The 11703-nt window shown below is 71.3% G+C and carries 10 protein-coding genes; 3 read left to right on the top strand and 7 right to left on the bottom strand.

Annotation, left to right across the window (positions count from 1 at the left end; genetic code table 11):
- The first annotated feature begins 190 nt into the window (after positions 1 to 190).
- Complete coding sequence (locus Q1K33_RS04100; RefSeq protein ID WP_300400912.1) at positions 191 to 886, top strand: TetR/AcrR family transcriptional regulator; 696 nt, start codon at positions 191 to 193, stop codon at positions 884 to 886.
- Here the strand turns inward: Q1K33_RS04100 and Q1K33_RS04095 are convergent.
- From Q1K33_RS04095 to Q1K33_RS04085, 3 genes are all read right to left on the bottom strand, one after another.
- Positions 857 to 2218, bottom strand: coding sequence for a flavin monoamine oxidase family protein (locus Q1K33_RS04095; protein ID WP_300400910.1), 1362 nt, complete (start codon positions 2216 to 2218; stop codon positions 857 to 859). The two genes, Q1K33_RS04100 and Q1K33_RS04095, sit on opposite strands and share 30 nt — an antisense overlap.
- 55 nt (positions 2219 to 2273) lie before the next feature.
- The gene (locus Q1K33_RS04090) at positions 2274 to 2762 is read right to left on the bottom strand and encodes a hypothetical protein (protein ID WP_300400908.1); all 489 of its coding nucleotides are present in this window, start codon (positions 2760 to 2762) and stop codon (positions 2274 to 2276) included.
- Positions 2763 to 2875: 113 nt separating this feature from the next.
- On the bottom strand, positions 2876 to 4159 hold the full coding sequence (locus tag Q1K33_RS04085) for an acetyl-CoA C-acetyltransferase (RefSeq protein WP_300400906.1): 1284 nt from the start codon (positions 4157 to 4159) through the stop codon (positions 2876 to 2878).
- A gap of 130 nt (positions 4160 to 4289) precedes the next feature.
- Between Q1K33_RS04085 and Q1K33_RS04080 the strand changes: the two genes are divergently transcribed.
- On the top strand, positions 4290 to 5648 hold the full coding sequence (locus tag Q1K33_RS04080) for a 3-oxoacyl-ACP reductase (protein ID WP_300400904.1): 1359 nt from the start codon (positions 4290 to 4292) through the stop codon (positions 5646 to 5648).
- A 1-nt stretch (position 5649) separates the two neighbouring features.
- Positions 5650 to 6561 (top strand): MaoC/PaaZ C-terminal domain-containing protein, encoded by a 912-nt coding sequence (locus Q1K33_RS04075; RefSeq protein ID WP_300400902.1) that lies wholly within the window; start codon positions 5650 to 5652, stop codon positions 6559 to 6561.
- Here the strand turns inward: Q1K33_RS04075 and Q1K33_RS04070 are convergent.
- From Q1K33_RS04070 to dxs, 4 genes are read right to left on the bottom strand one after another with little or no spacing between them, the layout of a single operon-like run.
- The gene (locus tag Q1K33_RS04070; RefSeq protein ID WP_300400900.1) at positions 6545 to 7396 is read right to left on the bottom strand and encodes an acyl-CoA thioesterase II; all 852 of its coding nucleotides are present in this window, start codon (positions 7394 to 7396) and stop codon (positions 6545 to 6547) included. The genes Q1K33_RS04075 and Q1K33_RS04070 overlap by 17 nt on opposite strands.
- Positions 7393 to 8340, bottom strand: coding sequence for a PAC2 family protein (locus Q1K33_RS04065; RefSeq protein WP_300400898.1), 948 nt, complete (start codon positions 8338 to 8340; stop codon positions 7393 to 7395). Before Q1K33_RS04065 ends, Q1K33_RS04070 begins: the two co-directional genes overlap by 4 nt.
- Before the next feature lie 34 nt (positions 8341 to 8374).
- Entirely contained in the window at positions 8375 to 9814 is a 1440-nt protein-coding gene (locus tag Q1K33_RS04060; RefSeq protein ID WP_300400895.1) for a hypothetical protein, read from the bottom strand.
- Positions 9795 to 11702: a 1-deoxy-D-xylulose-5-phosphate synthase gene (gene dxs, locus Q1K33_RS04055; RefSeq protein WP_300400891.1), complete on the bottom strand. Its 1908-nt coding sequence runs from the start codon at positions 11700 to 11702 to the stop codon at positions 9795 to 9797. Before dxs ends, Q1K33_RS04060 begins: the two co-directional genes overlap by 20 nt.
- Position 11703 lies beyond the last annotated feature (1 nt).

Raw genomic sequence — 11703 nt, 5'->3', positions numbered from 1 at the left:
CCCTGTGGACGCGGCAAGGAGCGGATGGATCTGCTGACGAGGGGGACGCGGTCTGATCGGGTCGCGTGCTCCACGCGGGTTGGCACACCGTTCTGAGGCACACGACCCCGACCCCCCGTGAAGCCCTCCGTCGCGCGACCTCGTCACACTCGTGCAACTCGGAGTTGCACACGCCGTACACTCCTTGCCCATGAGCCCCACAGCACCCGACGGCACGACCGACGGCCGGCGTCGCGCCGCCGCCACCCGCCGTCGCGCACGGGAGGCGGAGATCATCGCCGCGACGCGAGCCCTGTTCGACGCCAAGGGCGTGCGCGATGCGCAGATCGAGGACATCGCGACGTCGGTCGGGATCAACCGGGCGATCGTCTACCGGCACTTCACCGGCAAGGAGGAGCTCTTCGCCCTCACCCTCGTCTCCTACCTCGACGAGCTGCGCGACGCGCTCGCGGCCGCGTCCGAGGCAGCCGCCACTCCCCACGACCGGCTGACCGCCATCGTCCGGGCCTTCGTGGAGTACGGCGTCAGCCACCCCGCCTTCGTCGACTGCGCGCAGTCGTTGATGCGGCGCACCGGCGATGATCTGCTCGACGAGATCTCCGAGAGCGCCCTGTTCCGTCTCGGCCGCGGGATCTCCTCTTCCCTCGCGATCCTCTCCACGGCGCTCGAGGCCGGCATCGAGTCCGGCGACTTCGCCACGACCGACGACCCGACGCTGCTGGCCAACCTGCTCTACGCGACGGGTCTGGGCGCCCTGCAGCTGGCCCGGGTCGGCATCCTGGTCAAGGAGGCGGCTCCCGGCATCCCGACCGTCGGACAGATCTCGGCCGAGCAGGTCAGCGCCCACCTCGTGGCGTCAGCGCTCGCCCTCGCCGGCGGCGGCTAGCACCTCGGCAGCGGCACGCTCGCCGGACTGGATCGCCCCGTCGAAGTACCCGGCCCACCGTGTCGCCGTCTCGGTGCCGGCCCAGTGCAGCCGCCCGACCGGTGCCCGCAGGGCAGGGCCGTGCGCGGTCCACGTCCCCGGTCCCATCACTCCCGCGTACGCCCCGCGCGACCACCGGTCGGCTGTCCAGTCGTGCTCCACCCAGTCGACGGGACGGCCCGCCTCAGGGCCGAAGAGGCGCGCCAACGTGCCGAGCACCGCCGTACGACGCTCGCGCTCACCCACCGCCGACAGCTCGCGCGCCTCGCGCCCCTCGAGGAACGCGAGCAGGACCCCCACCGCACCGGAGGACGGTGTGTTGTCGAAGACGACCTGACCCGGCCCCGGGAGGCTGGTCGCCTGGCCGCTCAGGCCGTGCTCGCGCCAGAACGGCCGGTCGTATACGGCCATCGTCTTGATCACGCTGCCCATCGGCACCCGTTGCGTGAGCTGGTCGCGCGCCGCGGGGAGCGGCGGGTCGTAGGCGATGCGTCCCGCCAGGGTGGGCGGCACGGCAACCACGACACGGCGGGCGCGTAGCCCGTCGACGTCGACGCCGCCGGCATCCTGGACGATGCGGCGCACCGGTCGGTCGAGCTCGAGGCGGTCCCCGAGATCCTGCGCCAGGCCCGTGGCCAGCAGGTGGGACCCGCCGACGACTCGGTCCTGCTGGGCCCCGCCCTCGGTGTCGAGGAGCGCGTCCCATCCCCCGGCACTGCTCAGGTAGAAGCAGACGTGGAGCAGGGACAGGTCCGCCGGCTCCACCGAGAAGACGGCCCGGCACCCCACCTCGAAGGCCGCACGGGCGGTGGGCGTCGCCACCGAACGACGGATCCAGGAGGCGAAGGTCTGCTCGTCGAGGCGGGCGGACCGGTGCGCCAGCCACGGCGCCTCGGGGTCCACGCGTCGCGCCAGCCGGTCGAGGCGGAGCGCGGCCTGCCCGTAGTCCGCCAGCACCACCGGGCTGAGCCGGGGGATGGTGCCGCGGTAGCGCCGGACCCGACCGCCGCCGTCCTCGAACAGGTTCTCGCCGGCCACGTGGGTGGCGAAGGTCGCCAGACCGAGATCGGTCGCGAGGGCGTGCACACGGTGCTGCGTCGGCCCCACCCACTGACCGCCGAGCTCGACGACGTCCTGCGGACTGTCGCCGACAGGATGGGGCAGGATGCGCCCGCCAACCCGGTCGCGGGCCTCCAGCACCCGGACGTCGAGGCCCCCGCGCGTCAGGTCGCGAGCGGCCGTGAGCCCGGACAGGCCGGCACCGACGACCACCACGTCGCAGTCATGAGCCATCAGGTCGCCTCCCGGTGACCAGCCTAGTGACCTGACCCGTCCCGGGGCCTGCCCATCAGTCGAGGCAGTACGCCGTGACCGACGCGCGCCCGACCATCAGCCCGTCCTCGGCCGCGACGTAGGCGTCGGCGAACGCCCGGGCACTGCGACGGTTCGCGAAGAGCAGCGAGCTCACAACGGCACCCTCGTCGAGGCCCAGCACGTCGCCGGCACCGGCCAGGCACGCCACGTCGGAGATCCCGGCCATGTAGCCGTACTGCGAGACCGAGGCCAGGGAGGCGTCGAGCTCGTCCTGGCTGCCCGCGGCCAGCACGACCGCGACGTACTGCCCGCCCTGCTCCGGGCTCGTCACGTCGCGCGGGAAGACGATCTCGTCCGGTGCCGGGCCCGGCTCGTCGTCACTCGCCTCGGCGAGGACGGGAGCATCAGCCGAAACGCCGGGGTCCGGGACAGGGCCGGCCGGTCCGTCCGTGCCGCACCCGGCAACCACGAGGACGAGGCCGAGGAGCAGGCCTGGAGCGATCGGGGTCGGGATGCGGCGCACGGCGTACCTCCGAGTGGTGGCGCGCCCTGGACGGCGCGTTCACCCCTGAGATGCCGCAGGCGCCCGATCGGTTGTCGGACGCCTACGGCGGGTGGATCGAGCCGTGCCCGGGATCAGGGCTTCTCGAGGATCGCGGTCACGCCCTGACCGCCGGCGGCGCAGATCGAGATGACGCCCTTGCCGGAGCCCTTCTGGTCGAGCAGCTTGGCCAGCACGTTGATGATCCGGCCGCCGGTCGCGGCGAACGGGTGCCCCGCGGCCAGCGAGGAGCCGTGGACGTTGAGCTTGTCGCGGTCGATCGAGCCCAGGGGCGCGTCGAGGCCGAGGCGCTCCTTGCAGAATACCGGGTCCTCCCAGGCCTTGAGCGTGGAGAGCACCTGCGAGGCGAACGCCTCGTGGATCTCGTAGAAGTCGAAGTCGCCGAGCTTCATCCCCGCACGCTCGAGCATCCGAGGCATCGCGTAGGCCGGCGCCATCAGCAGGCCCTCGCCTCCGTGGACGTAGTCGACGGCTGCCGTCTCGTAGTAGGTCAGGTAGGCGAGCACGGGCAGGTCGTGCTCCTCGGCCCACTCCTCCGAGGCCAGGAGCACCACGGAGGCGCCGTCGGTCAGCGGCGTGGAGTTGGCGGCCGTCATGGTGGCCGCCTCACCCTTGCCGAAGACGGGCTTGAGCTTGGCGAGCTTCTCGACGGTGGAGTCACCACGCAGGTTGGTGTCCCGCTCGACGCCCCGGAACGGCGTCATCTGGTCGTCGAGGAACCCCGCGTCGTACGCCGCGGCAAGCTTCTGGTGCGAGGCGGCGGCGAGCTCGTCCTGCGCCTCGCGGCTCACCTGCCACTCCAGCGCAGTCAGCGCTGCGTGCTCGCCCATCGAGAGCTTGGTGCGCGGCTCGCCGTTCTGCGGGATCTCGAGGCCGATGTCGCCGGGACGGATCTGACCGAGGGCGGTGAGCTTGCCCTTCGTGTCGCGAGCGGCGTTGACCTTCATCAGCTTCTTGCGCAGCTTGTCGCTGATCGCCACGGGAGCATCCGAGGTGGTGTCGGTGCCGCCCGCGATACCGACCTCGATCTGGCCGAGGGCGATCTTGTTGGCCACGAGCATCGCCGCCTGCAGGCCGGTGCCGCAGGCCTGCTGGATGTCGGTCGCCGGCGTCTCGGGCGAGAGCTTGGAGCCGAGCACCGACTCGCGCGTGAGGTTGAAGTCGCGCGAGTGCTTGAGCACCGCGCCGGCCACGACCTCCCCGAGCCGTTCACCCTCGAGACCGAAGCGGGTCACGAGGCCGTCGATGGCCGCCGTCAGCATGTCCTGGTTGGACGCGTTGGCGTAGACGGTGTTGGAACGGGCGAAGGGGATGCGGTTGCCGCCGATGATGGCGACCCGACGAGCAGTTTCGGTCATGCGACCATACTGACGGGTAACCGCGCTCCCACCAAGCATCTGTTGGTCACGTCACCAAATGTGGACGCGGAGTTACACACCTAGTTACATGTTCACTTCCACCAGCAACGTCCATGGAGGCAGCACAGACATGAGCGACAAGTACCAGGGCTTCATCCAGTCGCCGATCGGCAAGGTCCTCGCCAAGAACCTCGGCCTGCCCACCCCGATGAAGCTGGAGCGGTACACCGCCGGCGCTCCGCTCGTCGACGGAACGGTCCTCGTAGGGGGGCGAGGCCGGCTGATCGAGTCGCTGCCCGGCCTGCTCGACACCCTGGGTGTCTCCTCCACCGCGACCAAGCCCGAGCCCGACAGCGAGGGCGGAGGCAGGATCAAGGGCCTGGTCTTCGACGCCACCGGCCTGACCTCCTCGTCCGAGCTCGTGGCGCTGCGCGACTTCTTCACGCCGGTCATGCGCTCGCTCGAGGCGTGCGCCCGCGTCGTGGTGATCGGTACGCCGCCCGAGCTGGTCTCCGGCGGCGAGAGGGTCGCCCAGCGCGCCCTCGAGGGCTTCACCCGCAGCCTCGGCAAGGAGATCGGCCGCGGCAGCACCGTCCAGCTGGTCTACGTCGCCGACGGTGCCGAGGCAGCCGCGACCAGCACGCTCGGCTTCCTGCTGTCGCCCAAGTCGGCCTACGTCTCCGGCCAGGTCGTGCGGATCGGCGCCCAGGGCACCAGGACGGACGTGCCAAGCGTCGACCCGCTGACGCCGCTGTCCGGCAAGATCGCGCTCGTCACCGGCGCCAGCCGCGGCATCGGCGAGGAGGTCGCCCGCGTCCTGGCCCGTGACGGCGCCACCGTCGTCGGCGTCGACGTGCCCCAGGCGGCCAGCGACCTGCAGGCGCTGATGAAGGAGCTGAACGGCGACTGGCTGACGCTCGACATCACCGGCAAGGACGCGCCGCAGCGAATCGCCCACCACCTGAAGGAGAAGCACGGAGGCGTGGACGTCGTCGTGCACAACGCCGGCATCACCCGCGACAAGAAGCTCGCCAACATGGACGAGTCGCGCTGGGAGTCGGTGATCGCGGTCAACCTGACCGCCCCCGAGCTGATCACCCGCGAGCTGCTCGACCAGGGCGTCGTCAACGACTTCGGCTCGATCATCGGTGTCGCCTCGATCGCCGGGATCGCCGGCAACGTCGGCCAGACCAACTACGCCGCCTCGAAGGCCGGGGTGATCGGCTTCGTCGACTCCCTCGCCGACGACCTCGCCGCCGGCGACAAGGGGATCACGATCAACGCCGTGGCCCCGGGCTTCATCATCACCCAGATGACCGCCGCGGTGCCGTTCGCGACCCGCGAGGTCGGTCAGCGCCTCAACGCGATGTCTCAGGGCGGTCTGCCTGTGGACGTCGCCGAGACCATCGCCTGGTACGCCAACCCCGGCTCGAGCCTGGTCAACGGCAACGTCGTGCGGGTCTGCGGCCAGATGATGCTGGGTGCCTGACATGGCTCCGACCTCCGAGACCCAGCAGCCCCAGCAGCCCCAGCAGGTCGAGCCCGCCAGCGGGCTCGGCGTCCTCCTCAAGGCCGCACTGCCGTCGGTGCCCGTGGTCAACCAGCTGCCCGGCGTGCGCAAGACGGCGCCGACGGACTTCACCGGCCTCTCGATCACCCGCCCGCCGGTGACCGTCGAGCGCTCGGCCGTCGACGCCTACGCCCGCGTGTGCGGCTTCCCGACCAAGGACGTCGCACCCCTCACCTACCCGCACATGCTCGTCTTCGGTCTGCAGATGGCGATGATGAGCGACCCGGCCTTCCCGGCGCCCGCCATCGGCACCGTGCACCTGGAGAACTCCATCACCCAGCACCGTCCGGTCGCCATCGGCGAGACGCTCTCCGTCACCGCCGGGGTCGGGCCGAAGGTCGCCCACCCGAAGGGCACGATCTACGAGTTCACCACCTCGATCGCCGACGAGTCCGGCGACCTCGTGTGGGAGGAGATCTCCGCCTACCTGCGCCGCGGGCGCGGCGAGGAGGGCGCGTCGTACGGCATGACCTTCCCGGAGGCCCCGGCAAAGGGACTCACGTGGAAGCTGCCCGACGACCTGGGCCGCCGCTACGCGGCGGTGTCGGGCGACCACAACCCGATCCACCTCTACCCGCTGACCGCCAAGGCGCTCGGGTTCAAGCGTCAGATCGCCCACGGCATGTGGACCAAGGCGCGCTGCGTCGCGGCCCTGGAGAACCGGCTGCCCGACGCCGTCCGCGTCGACGTGGCGTTCAAGAAGCCGGTCTTCCTGCCCGGCACCGTCGCCTTCGGCTCGGCGGCGCTCGCGGACGGGTGGGCCTTCTCGCTGAGCAACCCGAGGAGCGGCGCCCCGCACCTGGCGGGACGGACCACTACCCTCGGGGCCTGATCAGCCCCTCCTGCGCCACCGACGCCACCAGGGTGCCGTCGGGGGTGTAGACGTGGCCGAACGCGAGCCCGCGGGCTCCGCCCGCAGAGGGTGACCACTGGTCGTAGAGCCACCAGTCGTCGACCCGGAAGGGCCGGTGGAACCAGATGGTGTGGTCGAGTGAGGCCATCTGGGTCTTGGACGGGTTCACGTCGTGGGCAGCCAGGGTGGAGCCGAGCAGCGACACGTCACTGGCGTAGGTGAAGGCCGCCAGGTGGTCCATCGGGTTGTCCCCGACCTCGCCCGCGATCCGGATCCACATCCGCGCCTTCGACGGGCGGACGGGGTCGGCCTCCAGGCCGTGGCGCGAGTTGCCGAGCCAGCGCACGTCGAGCGCGGCCCACTCCTTGCCGAGGGCGTCGGCGTCGTCGTTGCCGCCCTGACGCATCAGGTCGACCAGGTCGAGACCCTCCTCGGGTCCGGCGACCTCGGGCATCACGTCCTGGTGCTCGTAGCCCTCCTCGAGACGCTGGAAGTTGAGGGTCTGGTAGTAGATCGGGCGCCCGTGCTGGCGCGCCATCACCCGGCGGGTGGCGAAGGAACGGCCGTCGCGGATCCGCTCGACGTCGTAGATGATCGGCACCGAGTAGTCCCCGGGCAGCAGGAAGTAGGAATGCAGGGAGTGGACGTGGAAGTCCTCGTCCACGGTGCGGGCCGCCGCGATCAGCGCCTGGGCCGCGACCTGACCGCCGTACACGCGCTGCCGGGTCGACTCGGGCTGGCGACCCCGGAAGAGGTCGACGTCGAGATCCTCCAGGTGCAGCAGGTCCAGCAGCTCGCGCGCGGCGTCGGTCACGTCGGGTTCTCCTCGTCGTCGCCCTTGTCGTCAGGCTCCAGGCCTGCCAGGAACTGCTCGAACTGCTGACCGATCTCGTCGCCGGTCGGCAGGGGCTGGTCCTCGGCGAGGAGGTTGGACCCGGAGTCCTCGGCCTGCGCGAAGGCGTCGTACTGCCTCTCGAGGGAGGCCACGACCTCGCCGACCTCCTCGTTGGCCGCGAGGTAGCGGGTGATCTCCTCCTCGCGGTCGTCGGCGGAGGTCTTGAGCGCGGAGAGGTCCAGCGTGAGGCGACCGGCGAGCTCGATCTGCTCCAGCAGGATCGCAGCGGCCTGTGGGTAGTCGAGCTGGGCGAGGTAGTGCGGGATGTGGGCGACGAAGCCCTGGGCGTCGTGCCCCCACTCCCCCAGCCGGATCTCCAGCAGGGCCTGGGCGCTGCTCGGCACCCGCAGCTCCCCGGACCACGGGCTGACACCGGTGAGCAGCTCGTCGCGGTTGGCGTGGTGAGTGATCGCGATCGGGCGGGTGTGCGGCACCGCCATCGGCACCGAACCCATCCCGATCACCAGGTTGACGCCGAAGCGCTCCACCACCTCACGCACCGCACGACAGAACGCCTCCCAGCGGTTGTCGGGCTCGGGCCCGGCGAGCAGGAGGTACGGCGTGCCGCCGGCGTCGCGGAGCAGGCGTACGACCAGCCGGGGCGCGTCGTAGGCCTCGTAGTGGTCGCGGGCGAACGTCACCGGTGGCCGGCGGGCCCGGTAGTCGTGGAACTGGTCGACGTCGAACGTCGCCACCACGGACCCACCGGCCTCGCTGCCGACGTCGACCAGGTGGCGCGCGGCGATCACGGCCGAGCTGCCGGCATCCAGGAACCCGTCGAGCGCGACCACGAGCGTCAGGCCGGTGACGTCATCGAGGTCCGGCACGTCGTCGACGATGTGCACGAGGCGTTCTGAGGTCACCGGTGCACGATATTCCTACCGGCGTCCGAGCGGGTCACCCGGTCCGGCCACCCGGTTCGAGCGACCCGTTCGACCGATCCCGACCCGAGCGGCCCTGGCCTGACCGTCCGTCGGGCGCGTAGGTCCTGACCAGCAGCTTCGTCGCCCTCCGGGCCAGCTGGTCGACGCCGATCTGCAGCAGCGCCCTGATCGTGGGCCGCTCCGGGACGTCCGCCGGCGCGAACGCGTCCAGGACCGTCCAGGGCGCGCTGTCGCCGTACGTCGTGGCGAGGTACTCACAGGCCCACCAGGACACCGCGTAGTGCAGCGGCGCGTCGACGTCGTTGAAGGTCTCGTCGACCGGCATCTCCTCCACGCCTCGCTGAGCCGCACCGAGAGCGTCGGTCCCGATGCGTCGCTTGCGCTCGGGCAGGGCCTGCACCGAGACCCACTCGGCCAGCCCCTCGCTGAGCCACGCGGGCGCGTTGTCGTCGCGCTCGCCCACGGCCACGTGCGTCAGCTCGTGGCGGAGCAACCGCTGTCGGACCAGGCCGCTGCGGGTGGAGATGCGCGGGTTGAGTGCGATCCGCGTGGCCGCGATCGTGGGGTCACCCGGTCCGGCCGGCACCGTGAAGGCGATCCCGTCCAGCTCGTCAGGATCCTCGCCGGGGAGGTCGTCCAGGCTCCGGATGAAGTCGGTGTCCGAGAGCGCGTAGACCACCACGGTGGCGTCCCACGGGTAGGGCAGCCGCGCCGCCACGTCCGAGACCGACCGTTCGAGCCCCCGCAGCAGCGGGCCGGCGTCGGCGACCGATGCGTCGTCGAAGACGGCGAGCACGCCGGCACCTCGCCGTACCTGGATCGGACGCCGCTCCCACGGCTGGGAGGGGATGTCGTTGGCCTCCTCCCACGCCCGGTCGGTGACCGAGGAGAGACGGAAGCGCGGTGCGCGACCCGAGCGCTGCTTGCCCACCTGGTCGAAGCGGAAGCGGTCGAGCGTGCGCACCGGGACGGCGTCGAAGCCGTCCAGCTGCAACGCGACCTCGACCACGACCGAGTAGCTGCGCCTGCCACGCACGAGGCTGGCGGGATCGAGGTCGTAGGAGAACGTCGCCAGCGGCAGCTGTGCCAGGTTGTCGAAGTAGCCCTCCTGGGCAACCAGGAACCCGTCGTCGCGCCGGTCGAGCACCGAGAGGAACGCCTCGCGGTCGCCCAGGCGAAGCGCCTGGGCGCGGGTGTCGAGCAGCTCGGTGAAGGCGGCGTCGAGATCGGGCGGCACGGGGAGACCCTCGACGGCCGGTGGGCTGCCACGGACGTCGTCCGGGTCGACCCCGTCAGGGTCGGCAGGGCCGCCGGTCGGGCCCGGCTGGGTGACCTCGGGCGCTGTCCGGGCGGCTCGATCGTCGGCACTGGAGCAGCCGACGACGACGAGCGCCAGGGCGAGCAGACCGCCGAGGAGGGGCGATCCGGAGAGCTCAGCTCGTCCGGTCGGCATCGACCAGCGCCGTCGTGTCCCCGTCCAGGGCCGTCATGTCCTCCACGATGCCGAGGGCCAGCGCCTGCGGGGTGAGGCCGATCCGTTCGAGGATGGCGGCCCGCTTGGCGTGCTGGAGAAAGTCCTGCGGGATCCCGTGGAGGCGGACCGGGGTCGTGACGCCGGCGTCGTTGAGGGTCTGCAGCAGGACGGCACCACAGCCACCGACCACCCCGTTGTCCTCGACACTGACCACGAGCCGGTGCCGACGCGCCAGGTCGACGATCGCGGGGTCGACGGGCTTGACCCACCGGGGGTCGACGACGGTCACGCCGATCCCCTGGGCTCCGAGTCGATCGGCGACCTCGACCGCGAGGGTCGCCATCGCACCGACCGCGACCACGAGGACGTCCGGGTCACCCGTGCGGACCAGCACGTCGGCCTGGCCGGCGCGATCGATGGCGGGTACGTCGTCGGGCGGGGAGCCCTTCGGGAAGCGGACCACGGTCGGGGCGTCGTCGACCTCGACCGCCTCGTCGAGCAGCTCGCGCATCCGGGTGGCGTCGCGCGGTGCCGCGAGACGCAGCCCGGGCACCACCTGCAGGATCGACATGTCCCACATGCCGTTGTGGCTGGCCCCGTCGTCGCCGGTAACGCCGGAGCGGTCGAGCACGAAGGTGACCCCGCACTCGTGGAGGGCGACGTCCATCAGCACCTGGTCGAAGGCCCGGTTGAGGAACGTGGCGTACAGCGCGACGACGGGATGCAGTCCGCCGATGGCCAGGCCTGCCGCGGACGTGGCGGCGTGCTGCTCGGCGATGCCGACGTCGAAGGTGCGCTCGGGGTAGGCGGCCTCGAACTTGTCGAGCCCGACCGGGTGCATCATCGCGGCGGTGATCCCGACGACGTCAGGTCGTCGGGCGCCGAGGTCGACCATGTAGTCGGCGAAGTGGTCGGTCCAGATGGCGCCGCGCGCCTTCTCCTCGCCGGTCTCGATGTCGAAGGGCTGCGGGGAGTGGAACTGGTCGGCCTCGTGCCGCTCGGCGGCGTCATAGCCGAAGCCCTTGCGGGTGATCGCGTGGACGATGACCGGACCCCCGAAGCGCTTGGCCTGGGTGAGCGCCTGCTCCATCGCCGCGCGGTCGTGGCCGTCGATCGGCCCGACGTACTTGAGGCCGAGGTCCTCGAAGAGGCCCTGGGGCGCGAAGGCGTCCTTGACCCCCTTCTTCATCGCGTGCAGGGCGTCGTACGCCGCCGGGCCGACGCCCTTGACGGCGTTGAGACGCCGCTTGACCTGGTCGAGCACCTGCTCGTAGCGGGGGTTGGTGCGCAGCGCCGTCAGCGCGGTCGCGAGGCCGCCGATGGTCGGGGTGTAGGAGCGGCCGTTGTCGTTGACGACGATGACCAGCTTGCTGTCGCCCGCGATCGCGATGTTGTTGAGCGCCTCCCAGGCCATGCCGCCCGTGAGTGCCCCGTCGCCGATGACCGCGACGGTGTGGCGGTCCTCGCCCTTGATCCGGTAGGCCTTCGCGATGCCGTCGGCGTAGCTCAGGGCGGTCGAGGCGTGGGAGTTCTCGACGATGTCGTGGGGCGACTCGGCGCGACTGGGGTAGCCGCTGAGGCCCCCCTCGGTGCGCAGCGCGTCGAAGTCGCCGGCGCGCCCGGTGAGGATCTTGTGGACGTAGGACTGATGACCGGTGTCGAAGACCACGCGGTCGTGAGGCGACTCGAAGACGCGGTGGATCGCCATCGTCAGCTCGACGACTCCGAGGTTGGGACCGAGGTGCCCGCCCGCCCTGGAGCAGGCGGTCACCAGGAGGTCGCGGATCTCGGTGGCCAGCGTGTCCAGCTGCTCGTCGGTGAGGCCGCGCAGGTCGCGCGGCTCGCTGATCGAGGGCAGGAGAGACATG

The organism is Nocardioides sp. (assembly GCF_029937575.1).
In the GTDB taxonomy this organism is placed as follows: Bacteria; Actinomycetota; Actinomycetes; order Propionibacteriales; family Nocardioidaceae; genus Nocardioides.
The sequence above is the reverse complement of the archived record's forward strand: the minus strand, read 5'-3'. Positions and strand labels throughout refer to the sequence as shown.

Coding starts and splice junctions, on each gene's coding strand:
- dxs (WP_300400891.1), bottom strand. CDS start 11,702: ATGTCTCTCCTGCCCTCGATCAGCGAGCCGCGCGACCTGCGCGGCCTC.
- Q1K33_RS04075 (WP_300400902.1), top strand. CDS start 5,650: ATGGCTCCGACCTCCGAGACCCAGCAGCCCCAGCAGCCCCAGCAGGTC.
- Q1K33_RS04095 (WP_300400910.1), bottom strand. CDS start 2,218: ATGGCTCATGACTGCGACGTGGTGGTCGTCGGTGCCGGCCTGTCCGGG.
- Q1K33_RS04100 (WP_300400912.1), top strand. CDS start 191: ATGAGCCCCACAGCACCCGACGGCACGACCGACGGCCGGCGTCGCGCC.
- Q1K33_RS04080 (WP_300400904.1), top strand. CDS start 4,290: ATGAGCGACAAGTACCAGGGCTTCATCCAGTCGCCGATCGGCAAGGTC.
- Q1K33_RS04060 (WP_300400895.1), bottom strand. CDS start 9,814: ATGCCGACCGGACGAGCTGAGCTCTCCGGATCGCCCCTCCTCGGCGGT.
- Q1K33_RS04085 (WP_300400906.1), bottom strand. CDS start 4,159: ATGACCGAAACTGCTCGTCGGGTCGCCATCATCGGCGGCAACCGCATC.